17 protein-coding genes are annotated in these 17,191 nt (G+C 71.1%); 10 read left to right on the top strand and 7 right to left on the bottom strand.

The genetic code is table 11. The features are described 5' to 3' along the window. Nucleotides 1–56: 56 nt before the first annotated feature. Nucleotides 57–1,304 (top strand): GNAT family N-acetyltransferase, encoded by a 1,248-nt coding sequence (locus CD790_RS32200; protein ID WP_144386928.1) that lies wholly within the window; start codon nucleotides 57–59, stop codon nucleotides 1,302–1,304. Nucleotides 1,305–1,349: 45 nt separating this feature from the next. Here the strand turns inward: CD790_RS32200 and soxR are convergent, their stop codons facing one another. Then, complete coding sequence (gene soxR / locus CD790_RS32195) at nucleotides 1,350–1,805, bottom strand: redox-sensitive transcriptional activator SoxR (RefSeq protein WP_144386927.1); 456 nt, start codon at nucleotides 1,803–1,805, stop codon at nucleotides 1,350–1,352. 52 nt (nucleotides 1,806–1,857) lie between these two features. Between soxR and CD790_RS32190 the strand changes: the two genes are divergently transcribed. Next, entirely contained in the window at nucleotides 1,858–2,469 is a 612-nt protein-coding gene (locus CD790_RS32190; protein ID WP_144386926.1) for an NADPH-dependent FMN reductase, read from the top strand. Nucleotides 2,470–2,725: 256 nt separating this feature from the next. On the opposite strand, the gene CD790_RS32185 is transcribed toward CD790_RS32190, so the two are convergent. Next, nucleotides 2,726–3,442: a TetR/AcrR family transcriptional regulator gene (locus tag CD790_RS32185; protein ID WP_260868050.1), complete on the bottom strand. Its 717-nt coding sequence runs from the start codon at nucleotides 3,440–3,442 to the stop codon at nucleotides 2,726–2,728. 343 nt (nucleotides 3,443–3,785) lie between these two features. Here CD790_RS32185 and CD790_RS32180 point away from each other — a divergent pair, with 343 nt between their 5' ends. After that, the gene (locus tag CD790_RS32180; RefSeq protein ID WP_144386925.1) at nucleotides 3,786–4,730 is read left to right on the top strand and encodes a serine hydrolase; all 945 of its coding nucleotides are present in this window, start codon (nucleotides 3,786–3,788) and stop codon (nucleotides 4,728–4,730) included. 63 nt (nucleotides 4,731–4,793) lie between these two features. On the opposite strand, the gene CD790_RS32175 is transcribed toward CD790_RS32180, so the two are convergent. Continuing rightward, nucleotides 4,794–5,624 (bottom strand): nitroreductase/quinone reductase family protein, encoded by an 831-nt coding sequence (locus CD790_RS32175; protein ID WP_144386924.1) that lies wholly within the window; start codon nucleotides 5,622–5,624, stop codon nucleotides 4,794–4,796. Between the two features lie 287 nt (nucleotides 5,625–5,911). Here CD790_RS32175 and CD790_RS32170 point away from each other — a divergent pair, with 287 nt between their 5' ends. The 3 genes from CD790_RS32170 (at nucleotide 5,912) to CD790_RS32160 (ending at nucleotide 7,490) form a co-directional block, all read left to right on the top strand. After that, the gene (locus CD790_RS32170; protein ID WP_260868049.1) at nucleotides 5,912–6,337 is read left to right on the top strand and encodes a helix-turn-helix domain-containing protein; all 426 of its coding nucleotides are present in this window, start codon (nucleotides 5,912–5,914) and stop codon (nucleotides 6,335–6,337) included. A 34-nt stretch (nucleotides 6,338–6,371) separates the two neighbouring features. After that, a complete protein-coding gene (locus CD790_RS32165) occupies nucleotides 6,372–7,046 on the top strand; it encodes a hypothetical protein (RefSeq protein ID WP_144386923.1) in 675 nt (224 codons plus the stop codon). Between the two features lie 108 nt (nucleotides 7,047–7,154). After that, nucleotides 7,155–7,490 (top strand): DUF2516 family protein, encoded by a 336-nt coding sequence (locus tag CD790_RS32160; protein ID WP_144386981.1) that lies wholly within the window; start codon nucleotides 7,155–7,157, stop codon nucleotides 7,488–7,490. Nucleotides 7,491–7,547: 57 nt separating this feature from the next. On the opposite strand, the gene CD790_RS32155 is transcribed toward CD790_RS32160, so the two are convergent. Next, nucleotides 7,548–8,804 carry a PP2C family protein-serine/threonine phosphatase gene (locus tag CD790_RS32155; RefSeq protein WP_144386922.1) on the bottom strand — a complete coding sequence of 419 codons (1,257 nt, stop codon included), beginning with the start codon at nucleotides 8,802–8,804 and terminating at the stop codon, nucleotides 7,548–7,550. A 490-nt stretch (nucleotides 8,805–9,294) separates the two neighbouring features. Then, on the bottom strand, nucleotides 9,295–10,215 hold the full coding sequence (locus CD790_RS32150; protein WP_313956564.1) for a C40 family peptidase: 921 nt from the start codon (nucleotides 10,213–10,215) through the stop codon (nucleotides 9,295–9,297). Between the two features lie 723 nt (nucleotides 10,216–10,938). Between CD790_RS32150 and pstS the strand changes: the two genes are divergently transcribed. From pstS to pstB, 4 genes are all read left to right on the top strand, one after another. Further along, complete coding sequence (gene pstS / locus CD790_RS32145; protein WP_144386921.1) at nucleotides 10,939–12,063, top strand: phosphate ABC transporter substrate-binding protein PstS; 1,125 nt, start codon at nucleotides 10,939–10,941, stop codon at nucleotides 12,061–12,063. 140 nt (nucleotides 12,064–12,203) lie between these two features. Further along, nucleotides 12,204–13,202, top strand: coding sequence for a phosphate ABC transporter permease subunit PstC (gene pstC / locus CD790_RS32140; RefSeq protein WP_144386920.1), 999 nt, complete (start codon nucleotides 12,204–12,206; stop codon nucleotides 13,200–13,202). A gap of 186 nt (nucleotides 13,203–13,388) precedes the next feature. Beyond that, nucleotides 13,389–14,468 (top strand): phosphate ABC transporter permease PstA, encoded by a 1,080-nt coding sequence (gene pstA / locus CD790_RS32135; protein ID WP_144386919.1) that lies wholly within the window; start codon nucleotides 13,389–13,391, stop codon nucleotides 14,466–14,468. Between the two features lie 51 nt (nucleotides 14,469–14,519). Beyond that, nucleotides 14,520–15,296, top strand: coding sequence for a phosphate ABC transporter ATP-binding protein PstB (pstB, locus tag CD790_RS32130; protein WP_144386918.1), 777 nt, complete (start codon nucleotides 14,520–14,522; stop codon nucleotides 15,294–15,296). 194 nt (nucleotides 15,297–15,490) lie between these two features. On the opposite strand, the gene CD790_RS32125 is transcribed toward pstB, so the two are convergent. Next, a complete protein-coding gene (locus CD790_RS32125; RefSeq protein WP_144386917.1) occupies nucleotides 15,491–16,489 on the bottom strand; it encodes an inorganic phosphate transporter in 999 nt (332 codons plus the stop codon). Between the two features lie 9 nt (nucleotides 16,490–16,498). Then, nucleotides 16,499–17,119 (bottom strand): DUF47 domain-containing protein, encoded by a 621-nt coding sequence (locus tag CD790_RS32120; RefSeq protein ID WP_144386916.1) that lies wholly within the window; start codon nucleotides 17,117–17,119, stop codon nucleotides 16,499–16,501. Between the last annotated feature and the right edge of the window lie 72 nt (nucleotides 17,120–17,191).

Below are 17,191 nucleotides of genomic sequence, written 5' to 3'. Positions count from 1 at the left end.
CGGCGGCCGCCAAAACCACATGCGGGCAGGGCCCGACGGCACCTAGCGTTGAGGACATGGGCCTCGACATACGGACGGTCGGCGACTCCGATCTCGCCGACTGGATTCGCGCGCTGCACATCGGCTTCCTCCAACCGCCCAAGGTCACCAAGGAGGAGCTGGAGTTCCGGCGCACGGGCATCGATCTCGACCGGACGCAGGGGGCGTTCGACAGCGAGGCCGACCGCTGCGTGGCCACGTTCCGCAGCTTCGCCCTGGAGCTGACCGCGGTCGGCGGGGCGGCCGTGCCGACCAGCGGCATCAGCAATGTCACGGTCTCGCCCACCCACCGTCGCCGGGGCCTGCTCGGCCGGATGATGGAGCGCGAGCTGCGGGCGGCCCGGGAGCGCGGGGACGCCGCCGCGTCGCTGATCGCCGCGGAGTACCCGATCTACGGGCGGTTCGGCTTCGGCCCGGCCGCCTGGGTCACCGAGTGGGAGATCGACGTGGCCCGCTCCGGCCTGGACCCGCGGCACTCCGGCCCCGTCGACGGCGCCCGGATCGACCTGGTCGACGCCGCGACGGTGCGCACCCTGGGCCCCGCCCTGCACGACCGGCTGCGCGCCACCCGGCCCGGCTTCATCGAGCGGTCGGAGCGCTGGTGGCTGATCCAGACCGGCGAGCTCGGCTACCCCGACAACGGCTGGAAGGAGCCGTTCTACGCCGTCTACCGCTCCCCCGAGGGCTCGGTCGACGGGCTGGTGGCGTACGTCTCCGACGACCGCTGGGAGGCGAAGCGCCCGCACGACACCGCCACCGTGGTGCAGTTGCTCGCCGCCTCCCCGGCCGCCGAGCGCGCGCTGTGGCACTACGTGATGTCGGTCGACTGGGTCACCCGGGTCAGGACCGGGCTGCGCGCCCCCGACGACCTGCTGCCGCTGCTGCTGCCGGACCCGCGGGCGGCCACGGTGGTCGCGCACGCGGACTTCCTGTGGCTGCGGCCGCTGGACGTGCCCCGCCTGCTGGAGGCCCGCGGCTACGGATGCGCGGACACGCTGGTGCTGGAGCTGACCGACCGGGCGGGGCTGGCCGGCGGCCGCTATCTGCTGGAGGCGGGCCCGGACGGAGCGAGCTGCGCGCCCACCACCCGGTCCGCCGATCTCGCCCTGGACATCGCCGACCTGGGCACGCTGTGGCTGGGCGACGAGTCGGCGGTGCGGCTGGCGGCGCTGGGCCGGGTGGCCGAGGAGCGGACCGGCGCGGCCGCGCGGGCCGACCTGCTGCTGCGCACCCCACGCCGGCCGTGGTGCCCGGACGTCTTCTGAACCGCCGCACGCCCGAGCCGCCGCACGCCCGCGCCCCCGCCAGGGTCAGTTCTTGAGCAACCGGTGTGGCCCGGCGCCCTGTTCGGCGAACCGGTCGTAGGGGTTGGCCAGCGCGCACTTGGCGATGGAGAGGCAGCCGCAGCCGATGCAGTCCGTCAGATGGTCGCGCAGGTTCTCCAACTGCTCGATCCGCTCGTTGAGATCCTTGCTCCAGCAGCGGGAGATCTGCGCCCAGTCGTCCTTGGTCAGCACATGGTCGTCGGGGAACATCGAGAGGACGTCGCGGATCTGCGCCAGCGGCATGCCCACCCGCTGCGACGCGCGCACGAACGCCACCCGGCGCAGCGTGTCACGGGTGTAGCGGCGCTGGTTGCCGCTGGTCCGGCGGCTGTGGATGAGGCCCTCCCGCTCGTAGAAGCGCAGTGCGGAGGCGGGCACCCCACTGCGCTGGGACAGCTCTCCGACGGTGAGTTCGTGGGTCTTCCAGGAAAGTTGGGACATGATCCCGAGACTAGCTTGACTTCAACCTTGGTTTAAGTCGGATTCTCGACGCATGGACACCACGAAGAACGTTTCCGCAACCCCCGCCGCTCCGCTCCGCGTCGCCGTCATCGTCGGTTCCACCCGCGACGGCCGCTTCGGCCCGGTCGTCGCCGACTGGTTCACCGAGCGCGCCCGCGCCCACGGCGGACTGGAGGTCGATGTGATCGACCTGGCCAGGACACCGCTGCCGTCCGAGCTCAGCCACCAGCCGGACGCGGAGGCGGCCGCCGCGCTGGCCGAGGTGACCCCGCGGCTGGCCGCCGCCGACGCGTTCGTCGTGGTCACCCCGGAGTACAACCACAGCTACCCCGCCTCCCTGAAGAACGCGCTCGACTGGCACTCCACCGAGTGGCACGCCAAGCCCGTGGCCTTCGTCTCCTACGGCGGGCTCTCCGGCGGCCTGCGCGCGGTCGAGCATCTGCGCCCGGTCTTCTCCGAACTGCACGCGGTCACCATCCGGGAGACCGTCAGCTTCCACCAGGCCTGGGCGCGCTTCGACGAGGACGGCCGCCCCAAGGACCCGACGGGCCCCGACGGCGCCGCCAAGAGCCTGCTCGACCAGCTCACCTGGTGGGCGCGGGCCCTGAAGGACGCCCGCGCGGTGCGGCCGTACGCCGCCTGAGGGCATGGCACCGCGCCATCTGAGGGGTACGACGCCGCGACGGCTGAGAGGGACGACACCGCGACCGCTGGGCGGCACCGCCCCGCGACGCCTGTGGGGTACGACACCGCGGCGTCCGGGCGCCACGAGGCCACGGCGCCCGGGCGGGAGCGGCCCCGGGGCCCGAGGGGCGGCTCTCCCGGCCGCTGGGCGCACCGCCGTCGCCGGCCCGCCCGTTCGGCTCCCGCACCCCGTACGGCGGGGGGCCGCGCACCCCTCACCCGGGCGGCGCCCCGGCGTCCGGCCGGAAACCGACGGCCTCCGTCCCGGCGCGAGGTCGCGGCGCGGCGGTCGCCGTCCCCGCGGTCACGGGGTGCTCCCCCGGCAGCGGTCGCCGCGCGACCTCATGGGCGTCGTCCGGGGCCATGCCCAGCATGCGCAGCATCAGCTCCGCCATCTCCTCGCACACCTCCGGGCCGGCGCCGTCCGGGCGGGAGAGGGTCAGCTCGACCAGCCCCAGCAGCGCCCCGGCGACACCCGCCAGCGCCACCTGGGAGTTGGCCACGCGGAAGCTCCCGGCGGCCACCGCCAGCTCGATGTCGCGCGTCGCGCGCGTGGTCAGACCGCACTCCTCGTGCAGGCAGTTCATGCCCGTGCGGAGCAGGATGCGGGCGACCTCGGGGTGGGTCTCGGCGAGCCGGCCGGTCAGTCGGACGCCCACCGCGAAGGACTCGGCGGGGTCGTCGAGCCGGGCGGTGCGCTCCTCCAGCAGCGTGGCGTACTCCTCCAGCGTGTCCGCGACGGCCGCCTCGAACAGCTCGGCCTTGCTGGTGAAGTGGTTGTAGAAGGAGCCGAAGCCGACATCGGCGCGGTCGGTGATCTGCTGGATGCTGACGTCGGCGGGGCCCTGGTCGGAGAGGATCGCGCGGGCCGCGCCGATCAGCGCGCCGCGCGTCCGCGCGCGCCGGCGGTCCGTGCGGGTGGCGCCGGTCACCGCACCCGCCCCGGCCCGCCGGGCCCGGGCCCCCCTCGGCTGCCCCGCCGGCGTCTCGCGCGTCTTCGTGGCGCCGGGTGAAATCCCGTCGTTCTGCACGGCGTTGCCCCCGTCTCGCGTCGTACCGCTCTGGGCTCACCCTACTGGCGGCCACAGATCTGAGCGGAGCATCAGGACCGTCACTGCCATCAGGGTGGCAGGCGCGCCCCGTGCCCCGACACCCCATTCCGGCCAGCATCGTTGCCAGACCTCAACATTCTCCGCACAACCGTTTTCCGTTGCCGACGCATCTAGTGAGTCGAAGCACAAAGATCATCATCTAGTCGCAACGGGGGACCCTCTCATGTCGCAGAACGGGATATCTCGGCGCGCCCGCGGGGCACTCTCCGCGGTCGTGGCCGCCGGGGTGCTCGTCCCGACGGCGCTGGCCGCCGGGACCGCCCACGCCGCACCGGCCGCCGCTGCCGCTCCCAAGGTCGTCTGCACCTCGGCCAAGGCGGGCCTCGCGGACAAGCTCACCAAGGACATCACCGCGGCGCTGCGCGGCCGCCCCGGCACGGTGGCCGTCGGGCTCAACGACCCGGCGACCAAGACCGTCTGCACGCTGCGCGGGGACCAGCGGTACGACTCGGCGAGCACCGTGAAGGTCACCGTCCTGGCGACGCTGCTGTGGGACGCCAAGAAGAGCAACCGGAAGCTCACCGAGCGCGAGTCCCGGCTCGCCACCGCGATGATCACGCGCTCGGACAACGACTCCACCACCGCGCTGTGGAGGCAGCTCGGGACCTCCAAGGTCAAGGGCTTCCTCAAGGCCGCCGGGATGACCAGGACCACCCTCGACCCCGACCGGCCGGACCGGTACTGGGGCCTGACCCAGATCAACGTGCGGGACGAGCAGAAGCTGCTGTCCCTGATCACCACCAAGAACAAGGTCCTCAGCGACAGCGCGCGCGCCTACATCCTCAAGCTGATGAACAAGGTCGTCGCCGACCAGCGCTGGGGCACCCCGGCCGGCGCCCCGAGCACCGTGAAGGTCCACGTCAAGAACGGCTGGCTGCCGCGGAAGACGCACGGCTGGCGGGTGCACAGCCTGGGCGCCTTCACCGGCGGCGGCCGCACCTACACGATGACGGTCCTCACGCACGACGTCCGCACCGACACCGACGGCATCAACACCATCCAGGCCGTCTCCCGCGTGATCCACAGGGACCTCAACCCGGGCGCCAAGAAGGTCACCCTCGTCCCGACCCACACGCCGAAGGCGGTCATCCCGCCCGTCGCCGGCTGACACTCCCGCGCCGCGGAGCGGGTACGCCCTTCCCCGGGCGTACCCGCTCCGCGGCGCCCGAGTTCACGCGTCGAGGAGCGGGATCAACTCCTGCTCCTCATACCGCAGATGGCCTTCGAGCTCGTCCGCGAGCCGCTCCACCTCGGCCAGCACCAGCGCCGGCTCCACCCCCCGCGCGGAGACCGCCTCGCGCAGCCCCTCCAGGGCGGCCGCGATCTTCACATGCTCCTCGCGCAACCGCTCCAGCACCGGCGCGAGCTCCGGGTGGCGCCCGGCCAGGAACGGGAACATCCCGGCGTCCTCGCCGGCGTGGTGGTTGTGCAGTCCCTGGCAGAGCGTCAGGCAGTTGACGCGCAGCTGGGCGCCGAGCCCCGGCCCGGACGCGGCGATCTCCGCGCGCACCAGCGCCAGTTCGCGGCGTATGCCGTCGTGCGCCTGCTGGAGCACCGCCCCCATGGACGTCGCCGTCGGCTTCGGCGGGCCGTCCGGGATCGGCTCCAGCGCCACCACCGGTATCACGCGCTCCGTCTTCGCCTGGTACTCGGCCCATCCGGGGTCCGACTCCACCGCCCGCGCGAACGCCTCGTCCCGCTCCGCGCCCTGGAGCACGACGGCCCGCGCGTCATAGGTGAACAGCCCGTCCTCGACGGTCACCCGGGGCTGGGCGACGAGGTTGTGGAACCAGGCCGGGTGCTTCGGCGCGCCCCCCGCGGATGCGATCACCAACACCCGCTCCACATCGGGGAGGAAGCCCACCGGCGTGGTGTGCCGGGCTCCCGACCGCGCCCCGGTGGTGGTCAACAGCAGCAGGCGCGCCCCCTCGAAGGGGCCTCGCACCCGCCCGCCGTTGGCGCGGAACTCCTCGATGACCTGCTGATTGAAATCGTTTGGCATGCGCTGCTTTCCTGGTCCGCCACATGGCGTGACCCGTTGAGGGGAAGTGCTCAGAGCAGAGAACTGAAAGCGCCAAACGAAACGGTGGGCCCCTCGCCCACGCCGGCCTCAAGCGGAGGCCGGGTACCTCACTCGCTCACGGCCCATGGCCGACCCGGCAGTCATGAGCACGACGCTAACGCCGCCGTCGCCCCGACACAAGATCTTTTTTTCCCGGGCCGGCGACACATAGCACTCTTGCAAGCATTCGCTTGCAAAAGTTAGCAGGGCGCGGCACCATCGGAGCCATGGCATCACTGAACGTCGGCAACCTGGGCGACTTCCTGCGCGAGCAGCGGCGCACCGCCCAGCTCTCGCTGCGCCAGCTCGCCGATGCCGCGGGGGTGTCGAACCCGTACCTCAGCCAGATCGAGCGCGGGTTGCGCAAGCCGAGCGCCGAGATCCTTCAGCAGCTCGCCAAGGCGCTGCGGATATCCGCCGAGACGCTCTACGTCCAGGCCGGCATCCTCGACGAGCGGGATCGGGAGGAGGCGGAGGTCAGAAGCGTGATCCTGGCCGATCCGTCGATCAACGAGCGGCAGAAGCAGGTGCTGCTCCAGATCTACGAGTCCTTCCGCAAGGAGAACGGACACGCGCCCACCGGCGGCGCCGAAGCCGGCGACACCCACGACTCCAGCACCACCGACGGCGGCGTCCGCGCCGACGACGCCTGACCCTCGACCCACCCATCCGGGAGGACCATTCGCCATGGCCATCACCGACGACGTGCGCAAGTCCCTCACCGACCCCACCCCCCTCTACTTCATGGCGGGCACGGCCGACCTGGCCGCCCAGAAGCTCAAGGAGGTGCCGGCGCTCGTCGACAAGATCCGCGCCGAGGCCCCGGAGCGCATCGCCGCCGTGCGGAACACCGACCCGCAGGCCGTGCAGGAGCTGGTGACGCAGCAGGCCAAGGACGCCCAGGAGAAGCTCGTCGAGCTGCTCGGCTCGCTCGACACCGACCTGAAGAAGGTCCGGGACACCGCGCAGGACCTCGCCCTGCAGGGCGTGGGGCGCGCCGTCGAGCTGGTCGTCAAGGCGCGGGAGACCTACGAGGAGGTCGCCGAGCACGGGCGGGAGACCGTGCGGAACTGGCGCGGCGAGCCCGAGGAGGCGACCGAGAGCGCCGCCAGCCGGCCCGCCCAGCCGCCGGCCGACTCCGGCTCCACCGCCGGTTCCGGGGCGTCCACCGCAGGCTCCGGGACCTCCACCGCCGGCTCCGCCGCGGCCCCCGCGGGCGGTGCGGCCAACGGGTCCGCGGGCGCCACCGGCGGCTCCACCCAGCCCCGGGCCGCCGCCGCGGCCGCCAAGCCCGCCGCCAAGAAGCCGGCCCCGGGCCGCAAGCCCGCCGCGAAGAAGCCGGGCGCCAAGGCCGGCGAGTAGCACCCGGCACGGGCGGAGCGGGCACGCCCCGCGTCATCGCTCCGCCCACCCGGTACCGTGGCAGGCCAGGCACATCGACACATCAACGAGGCGGTGGACCACGTGCTCATGGAGAAATTCGGCGAGCTCCTCTCCTATGTTTCCCTTGGCCTGCTGCTCTTCAGCCTGTTCGCGTTCGTCGACTCCGCCTTCCGGCGCGAGGACGCCTATCGCGCCGCCGACAAGCAGACCAAGCCCTTCTGGCTGATCATCCTGGGGCTGGCGACGGCGGTGAACCTCTTCATGGGGATCTTCTCGTTCCTGCCGATCATCGGGCTGATCGCGACGATCGTGTACATCGTCGACGTGCGGCCCGCGCTGCGGCAGGTCTCCGGCGGCCGCGGCGGCGGACGGCGCCGCGGCTCCAGCTCGGACGGGCCGTACGGCCCCTTCAACGGCCGCTGACCCGCACGACCGCAAGGTCCACGGCGCGCACCCGCCGTACGTGCTCCTCGGCGACCGTCAGGGCCGCGGCGCGGACCCGCCGCCCCGTTCCAGCAGCAGCACCGCCAGGTCGTCCGTCAACTCCCCGCCGTTCAACGCCCGTACCTCGGTGACCATGGCGTCCAGCAGCGACTCGCCGCGCAGCCCGGCCGCCAGCTGACGGGTGGCGATGTCCACCATGCCCTCCTGGCCGAGCCGTTGACGGCTGCCCTGTCCGACGCGGCCCTCGATCAGCCCGTCGGTGTACATCATCAGGCTCCAGGAGTCGCCGAGTTCGACCTGTCGGCGCGGCCAGCGGGCGTTCGGCAACAGACCCAGCGCCGGGCCGCTCTCCTCGTACGGCAGCAGCCGCGGCGGCTGGCCGGGGCGCATCGCCAGCGGCGAGGGATGGCCGGCCAGGCAGACCCCGGCGCGGCGGCCGTCCGGGGCGATGTCGATCGTGCACAGCGTCGCGAAGATCTCGTCATCCGCGCGCTCGTGCTCCAGCACCTGCTGCAGGGTGTCCAGCAGCCGGTCGCCGCAGAGCCCGGCGAAGGTCAACGCGCGCCAGGCGATGCGCAGTTCGACACCGAGCGCCGCCTCGTCGGGGCCGTGCCCGCAGACGTCGCCGATCATCGCGTGCACCGTACCGTCCGCGGTGCGCACCGCGTCGTAGAAGTCCCCGCCGAGCAGCGCCCGGCTGCGGCCCGGGCGGTAGCGGGCGGCGAAGCGCAGGTTGGAGCCCTCCAGCAGCGGGGTGGGCAACAGCCCGCGCTCCAGCCGGGCGTTCTCCTGGGCGCGCAGCCGCGACTCGCTGAGCTGGCGCTGCGCGAGATCGGCGCGCTTGCGCTCCACGGCGTAGCGGATGGCGCGGCCGAGCACCCGACCGTTGAGCTCGTCGCGGAAGAGGTAGTCCTGCGCCCCGACGCGCACCGCCTCGGCGGCGCGCTCCGTGTCGCCCTCGGAGGTGAGCGCCAACACGGCGTGCGCGGGAGCCAGCCGCAGCACCTGCCGCAGCGTGTCGAGGGCGTCACCGGCGGCCTTGCCGCGGTCGGGCAGGGCCAGGTCGAGCAGGATGCAGTGGACGTCCTCGGTGAGCAGCCGGGCCGCCTCGGTGAGGTTGCGGGCGGTGCGGATGCGCAGCCGGGTGCCGTCGTCGTCGAGCAACTCCGGCACGGTGACGGCGCAGGCCGGATCGTCCTCGATCACCAGCAGCGTGAGCCCTGTCTCGGGCATCGCTACGGGCCGGGGCTGAGCGGTCAACACCTCCCGTTGCCGTGGCACGGGTACGGACATGCTTGGCATCCTTCCCTCCCCCCGAGGGCACGGCTCCCCGCCCAAGCGGCGGATCACCGGTCCCGGTCCACGCCCGCCGGTTCGGCCTGGCGGTGTGCTCCGGAAACACTGCCTGGCGACCCTAGCGGTAGGGCGGGCCGAAACGGAATGACCTCCGGCAAGCGACTTTTGTCATATGCCGCTGCGCTTCGGAGATTTGACGCCCATAACTGAAACCCGGGATGACGAAAGTCACGCGAGAGGCAGGAGAATCACGCGCCCGTCACACATTCCGTCATGATTCGTCACCCGATCCACGCAAACGGATCGCGGCCCCGATTCGGTCGGCGGAACGTCACCGCACCACCACGCCACGCACCACCACGGAGCGCCACCGGCGCCCCGGAAACGGCCCGTGGAACGGCGCCGGCACACCCCGCGGCGCATCTGTGGCGCGCCCTGCGGCTCCCCTGTGACGCGCCCCGCGGCTCACTCGTGGCGCCCCCGCGGCTCACTCACCCGGCCGCACCACGCCCAGGATCGGCATGGAGCCGGCGCCCGCCATGGTGATCTGCCGACCCGGCCGCGGCGCGTGCACCATCGTGCCGTCCCCGACATACATGCCGACATGGCTGGCGTCTTTGAAATAAATGATCAGATCGCCGGGGCGCATGTGCTCGATATCCACTTTCGGCAGTTGTTTCCACTGCTCCTGCGAGGTCCGCGGGATCGTGTGGCCGGCCGCCGACCACGCCTTCGAGGTGAGCCCCGAACAGTCGAAAGAGTCCGGCCCCTCGGCACCCCACACATAGTCCTTGCCGATCTGCGCCGTCGCGAAGTCGACCGCCCGCCGACCCGCCGGGGTGGCCCCGCCGGTGATGTCGTCGAGTATTCCGGAGCCGAGCCAGCGGGTCTGGGCCGCGCGTTCCTTCTCCTCCTCCAGCTTCCGCAGCCGCTCCCGCTCCTCCTTCTTCAGCCGCGCCTCCCACTGCTTCGCCCGCGCCAGCTTGGCCCGCACCCGCTGCCGCGCGGCCGCCTTCCGCGCCCGGCTCCGGTCGAGGCCCTGCCACTCCCGGGTGGCGGACTCGGCGTAACGGTCGAGGGTGGTCTGGGTCGCCGCCAGCCGGGCGATCACCCCATGGGTGGCCCGCTGTCCCTTGCGTACCAGATCGACCCCCTTGAGGAAGTCCTCCGGGTCGTCCGAGAGCAGCAGCCTGGCCTCGGGCGGCACACTGCCGCCGTGCCGGTACTGCGCCCGGGCCATCGCGCCCGCCTGCCGCTTGAGCGTGACCAGCTCGCCCTGGGTGCGCACCACCGCCTGGGCGATCCGCACGATCTCCTTCTCCTGGCGGGCCTGCTTCTCCCGCGCCAGGTTGTAGGCGTCGGTCGCGGCCTCGGCCTGCCGATAGAGGGTCTCCACCTGTCGGTGCACCTCGGCCACGCTGGGCCGGTCGTCCGCGGAGCCGGAGGGATCCGCCGAGCCGGAGGGGGCGGGGGAGCCGGAGGGGGCGGGGGAGCCGGGGGACGCCGTCGCCGAGGGCGATCCCGCGCCCGGGCCGCCCCCCGGGCCCGCGGACGGCGTCGGTCTGGGTGGGGGCTCCGGACGGCCCGGCGCCGCGTACCCCCCGTCGGGGAGGCACAGCATCCCCACCGCACAGACCACCGCGGTCGCCGTGAGGACGCCCGCACCCCTTCCTCTGCCGCGCCCCGCCCTGCCGTCGCGCCCCACCGGCCGCCTCCGTCCCTCCCGCAGGCGCCGGAGTCCCGCGGCCGACGCCTTACTGACGCGTAGGGACGGATAGTGACACGCCCTTACGCATTCCGACAGAGCGCGGCCCGCGTGGCGGACCGGGCCGGCGCACCGCGGGCGCGTGACGGGCGCACGGCGGGTGGCGCGCCTGCGAGGCCCGCGTGCGCGGCAAGAGGTGCACCATGGAATGCACGCCGGAGTGCGCCACCACCCTGACGGGCGAGGTTCACCTCTCGTTCACTCACCCCCATCGGCGGCTTCACCTGATCTGCCTAATTTCGGCGCTACGAGGTGCGGACCGCGACGGATGCGGTCGCAGCGCGTCACGACTGACGTCGGACCGCACCCCACCTGTCTCCTCGCACGCCGTCCCCACCGGCGGCTCCCGGAAGGAACTCCCGAAAAGTGAAGCTTCAGCGCAACAACCGGCTTCGCGCCATCGCCGCCGGTGCCCTCGTCGTCTCCGGTGTCCTCGTCCTCTCGGCGTGCGGTTCGGATGACAACAGCGGCTCCTCCGGCGGCGGCTCGTCGAAGGCGACCAGCAACATCAAGTGCGATGGCTCGGGCAACCTGCTCGCCTCCGGCTCCTCGGCGCAGAAGAACGCCATGGACCTGTGGATCAAGAACTACGGCGGCGCCTGCGACGACGTCAAGATCAACTACAAGGCCACCGGCTCCGGCGCCGGCATCCAGGAGTTCCTGCAGGGCAAGACCGCCTTCGCCGGTTCGGACTCCAAGCTGAAGCCCGAAGAGGTCACCGCCTCCGAGAAGGTCTGCAAGGGCGGCAAGGGGATCAACCTGCCGATGGTCGGCGGCCCGATCGCGGTCGGCTTCAACATCTCCGGCGTGGACAAGCTGGTCCTGGACGCCAAGACCCTCGCCGACATCTTCGACTCGAAGATCACCAACTGGAACGACGAGGCGATCAAGAAGCTGAACCCGGACGCCAAGCTTCCCGACCTGAAGATCCAGGCGTTCCACCGCTCCGACGAGTCGGGCACCACCGACAACTTCACCAAGTACCTCAAGGCCGCCGCGCCCGAGGCGTGGAAGCACGAGCCGGGCAAGGCCTGGGAGGGCAAGGGCGGCCAGTCCGCCGACGGCTCCTCCGGTGTCTCCTCGCAGGTGAAGCAGGTCAACGGCGCGATCTCCTACTTCGAGCTGTCCTACGCCACCTCCCAGAGCCTCAAGACCGTCGACCTCGACACCGGCGCCTCCGCCCCGGTCCCGGCCACCGTCGACAACGCCTCCAAGGCGATCGCCGAGGCCAAGGTCGTCGGCCAGGGCAAGGACCTCGGGCTGGACCTGGCCTACGACACCAAGGCCGACGGCGCCTACCCGATCACCCTGGTGACCTACGAGATCGCCTGCGACAAGGGCAACAAGGCCGACACCCTGGCCGCGACCAAGTCCTTCCTTGAGTACGCCGCCAGCGAGGGCGGGCAGACCTCCCTCAAGGAGCTCGGCTACGCCCCGATCCCGGCCGAGATCATCGCCAAGGTCCGCCAGAGCGTCAGCAGCATCTCCTGACCCGTATCCGGCCCGACCTGATCTGAAGAGTGCGGCCGGTTCCCCTTCAGCCCCGCTGGAGCGGAGCCGGCCGCGCCATCCGGTGCACCGCCGCACCAGAAGCCGCCGCGCCCCGGCGCGCTTCGCAGACCGGAGAACCCATGAAAACGGATATAAAGCCAGACTTCCCAGCCGCGCCTCCACCGGCGGCGCGCGACAAGAGCACCGGCCGCATCGGTGACAAGATCTTCGTCGGCCTGGCCCGGGGCGCCGGCGTCACCCTCCTGGTGATCATGGCCGCGATCGCGGTCTTCCTCACCCTCCGCTCGGTGAACGCCATCTCCAAGGACGAGGGCAACTTCTTCACCACCTTCGAGTGGAACGCCAACGCCAACCCGCCGGTGTTCGGCATCGCGGTGCTCGCCTACGGCACCATCGTGACCTCGATCATCGCGCTGGTGATCGCCGTCCCGGTCGCCGTCGGCATCGCGCTGTTCATCTCGCACTACGCCCCGCGCCGGCTCGCCGCGCCCATCGCGTACGTCATCGACCTGCTCGCCGCCGTCCCCAGCATCGTCTACGGCCTGTGGGGCGCGCTCTTCCTGGTCCCGCACCTGAGCGGCCTCTACGAGTGGTTCGACGAGTACCTGGGCTGGACCGGGATCTTCGAGTACAACGACGGCGCCGCGCGCTCGCTGTTCACCGTCGGCATCCTGCTGGCGGTCATGATCCTGCCGATCGTCACCAGCGTCAGCCGCGAGGTCTTCCTCCAGGTCCCCAAGATGCACGAGGAGGCCGCACTGGCCCTCGGCGCCACGCGCTGGGAGGTCATCCGGATGTCGGTGCTGCCCTTCGGCCGCTCCGGCATCATCAGCGCCTCGATGCTCGGCCTGGGCCGCGCGCTGGGCGAGACCATGGCCGTGGCCACCGTGCTCTCCCCGAGCAACGACATCATCACCAGCCTGCTGGACCCGGGTGGCGGCACCTTCGCGCAGAACATCGCCGCGCGCTTCAAGGAGGCCACCGACATCGAGGGCAGCATCAGCCGTGACGCCCTGATCGCCTCGGGCCTGGTGCTCTTCGTCATCACCCTGCTGGTCAACGGAGCGGCCCGCATGATCATCGCCCGCCGCAAGGAGTACTCGGGGGCCAACGCATGAGCGACGCACGCGCGGCCGCTCAGCCGCAGACGAGTACGAAGGCCGCACCTCTGCGCCGCGCGGGCGGAGAAGCGAATGAAGGGGCCCACGCATGAGCGACGCACGCGCGGCCGCTCAGCCGCAGACGAGTACGAAGGCCGCACCTCTGCGCCGCGCGGGCGGAGAAGCGAATGAAGGGGCCCACGCATGAGTGACGTGCTGATGGACAAGCGTCCCGCCGCGGACAACGTGCCGCCGCCGGCCCCGCTGCGCCAGCCCCGGCTTCCCCGCTGGACCCCGTACGCCATCGCCGTCGGCGCCGTCGCCGCGGGCTCCGGCATCGGGCTCGGCTTCGACCTGCACAGCAAGATCCAGTGGGGCCTGATCGCCTCCCTGCTCTTCGTCCTGGTCAGCTATGTCCTCGCCGCCAAGGTCGAGGGCTCCCGCCAGGCCAAGGACCGGCTGGCGACCAGCCTGGTCTGGGTCTGCTTCCTGCTCGCCGTGATCCCGCTGGTCTCGCTGATCTGGGAGACCATCGCCCGCGGCCGCAAGGTCCTCGACGGCTACTTCCTCAGCCACTCCATGGAGGGCACCCAGGGCATCTTCCCCGGCGGCGGCGCCTACCACGCGCTCATCGGGACCCTGGAGCAGGTCGGCATCGCCACCCTGATCGCGACCCCGATCGGCCTGCTGACCGCCATCTACCTGGTGGAGTACGGCCGCGGGAGGCTCGCCAAGGCCGTCACCTTCTTCGTCGACGTCATGACCGGCGTCCCGTCGATCGTGGCCGGCCTGTTCATCCTCAGCTTCTGGATCATCGCGCTGGACTTCGAGTACTCCGGCTTCGCGGGCGCGATGGCTCTCGCGATCCTGATGATGCCGGTGGTCGTCCGCTCCACCGAGGAGATGCTCAAGCTCGTCCCCAACGAGCTGCGTGAGGCCTCGCTCGCCCTGGGCGTGCCCAAGTGGCGCACCATCCTGAAGGTGGTCGTGCCCACCGCCATCGGCGGTATCACCACGGGCGTGATGCTCGCCGTGGCCCGTATCGCCGGTGAGACGGCCCCGATCATGCTGTTGGTCTTCGGATCGAACTCGATCAACAACGACCCCTTCAACGGCGCGCAGTCCTCCCTGCCGTACTACATCTACGAGCAGTGGGGCCAGGGCAACGAACCCTCCTTCGACCGGGCCTGGGCAGCGGCGCTGCTCCTCATCGCCTTCGTCATGATCCTGAACCTGGTGGCCCGCGGCATCGCCCGCTGGAAGGCCCCGAAGACCGGTCGCTAAGCAATTGCGGCTCCGCCGCGAGGCGGCCAACCTCGAAGAGAAGTGATTTCCATGGCCAAGCGAATCGACGTCAGCGGCCTCACCGCCTTCTACGGCAACCACAAGGCCATCGAGGACATCTCGATGACCGTTGAACCCCGCTCCGTGACCGCCTTCATCGGCCCGTCCGGCTGCGGCAAGTCCACCTTCCTGCGCACCCTGAACCGCATGCACGAGGTCACCCCCGGCGGCCGCGTCGAGGGCAAGGTGATGCTGGACGACGAGAACCTCTACGGGGCCGGTGTCGACCCGGTGGCGGTGCGCCGCACGGTCGGCATGGTGTTCCAGCGCCCCAACCCCTTCCCGACCATGTCGATCTTCGACAATGTCGCGGCCGGGCTCCGGCTCAACGGCTCGTACAAGAAGAGCGAGCTGGCCGACGTCGTGGAGAAGTCCCTGAAGGGCGCCAACCTCTGGAACGAGGTCAAGGATCGGCTCAACAAGCCGGGCGCCGGCCTCTCGGGCGGTCAGCAGCAGCGACTGTGCATCGCCCGGGCGATCGCCGTCGAGCCGCAGGTGCTGCTGATGGACGAGCCCTGCTCGGCGCTCGACCCGATCTCGACCCTCGCCATCGAGGACCTGATCGGCGAGCTCAAGGAGCGGTTCACGATCGTGATCGTGACCCACAACATGCAGCAGGCGGCGCGTGTCTCGGACCGCACGGCCTTCTTCAACCTGGCGGGCGTCGGGCAGCCGGGCAAGCTGATCGAGATCGACGAGACGGAGCGGATCTTCTCCAACCCGTCGGTCCAGGCCACCGAGGACTACATCTCGGGCCGCTTCGGCTGACCGGCGCGGCGTCCGTGGCCGGCTGACCGGCCCGGCGCCCACGGCCGACGGAGGCTGCCTTGCGGCGCTGCATGGCGGTGCCGCCGCAAGGTGAGAAAGAGGGCCCGCCCCCGGCTCCCGGGGGCGGGCCCTTCCGTATGCGTCAGGTGCGGGTCGGGGGTGCGGGGCGTCGGCCGACGCCCCGCACCCGACCGTCAGCCGAAGGCGAGGCTCACGACCCAGAAGCTGAACGCGGCGACCAGGGCCGCGGCCGGCATGGTGATGAACCACCCGAGGATGATGTTCTTCGCGACGCCCCAGCGCACCGCGCTCACCCGCTTCGTCGCGCCGACACCCATGATCGCCGAGGTGATCACATGCGTGGTGGAGATCGGGGCGTGGAACATGAAGGACGCCGTGTACATCACGGACGCCGCGGTGGTCTCGGCGGCGAAGCCCTGCGGCGGGTCCAGCTCGATGATCCGGCGGCCGAGGGTGCGCATGATGCGCCAGCCGCCGGCGTAGGTGCCGAGCGAGAGCATCAGCGCACAGACGATCTTCACCCAGACCGGGATGGGGTCGCCCGCGTCCTCCACATCGGCGATGACCAGGGCCATCACCACGATGCCCATGGTCTTCTGGGCGTCCTGCAGACCGTGACCGAGGGCCATGCCCGCCGCCGAGACGGTCTGGGCGATGCGGAAGCCGCGCTTGGCCTTGTGCGGGTTGGTCCTGCGGAAGATCCACATGATGAGGACCATCACCAGGTAGCCGAGGAGCAGCCCGACGAAGGGGGAGACGAACATCGGGATGACGATCTTCTCCAGCACCCCGGACCAGATGACCTCGGTCCCGCCGGCCAGCGCCGCGCCCACCATGCCGCCGAAGAGGGCGTGCGAGGAGGACGAGGGCAGGCCGAAGTACCAGGTGATCAGGTTCCAGGCGATGGCGCCGACCAGGGCGGCGAAGAGGATGCCCATCCCCTTGTCGCCGTGCGGCGTCTCGATCAGGCCCTCACTGACGGTCTTGGCGACGCCGCTGCCCAGGAAGGCACCCGCGAGGTTCATCACCGCGGCCATCGCCAGCGCGGCCCGCGGGGTCAGCGCTCGCGTGGAGACCGAGGTCGCGATGGCGTTCGCGGAGTCGTGGAAGCCGTTGGTGTAGGTGAAGAAGAGCGCGACCCCGATGGTCACGACAAGCGCGAAGGTGTCCATGGCCGGGGGTCAGGACTCCTTGACCGCGATGGTCTCGACGGTGTTCGCCACGTGCTCGAAGGCGTCCGCGGCCTCCTCCAGCACATCCACGATCTGCTTGAGCTTGAGCACCTCGATGGCGTCGTACTTGCCGTTGAAGAGTTGCGCCAGCAGCTTGCGGTGGATCTGGTCCGCCTGGTTCTCCAGACGGTTGACCTCGATCCAGTATTCGGTGAGGTTGGTCATCGTGCGGAGGTTGGGCATGGCCTCGGCGGTCAGCTCCGCGGCCCGCGCCAGCACCTCGATCTGCTGCTCGACCCCCTTGGGCAGCTCCTCGACCTGGTAGAGAACCACCAGGTCGACGGCCTCCTCCATGGCGTCCATGATGTCGTCGAGCGACGAGGCGAGGGAGTAGATGTCCTCACGGTCGAACGGCGTGATGAAGGAGGAGTTCAGCTGGTGGAAGATCGCGTGCGTCGCGTCGTCCCCCGCGTGCTCCGCGGCCCGCATCCGTTCGGCAATCTCGGCCCGAGCGGAGGAGTCCGCCCCGAGCAGTTCCATCAGGAGCTTCGAGCCCGTGACGATGTTGTCCGCGGAGGCCGCGAACATGTCGTAGAAGCTCGTCTCCCTGGGGGTCAGACGAAAGCGCACTGGGGATCCTCGGGGTACAGCGGATTCGGTCTCGTTGATGCTAGGCGCATCATCCGGCCACGGCTAACCGGC

The sequence above is a fragment of the Streptomyces sp. SAJ15 genome (assembly GCF_007595705.1).
GTDB lineage: Bacteria > Actinomycetota > Actinomycetes > Streptomycetales > Streptomycetaceae > Streptomyces.
The sequence above is the reverse complement of the archived record's forward strand: the minus strand, read 5'-3'. Positions and strand labels throughout refer to the sequence as shown.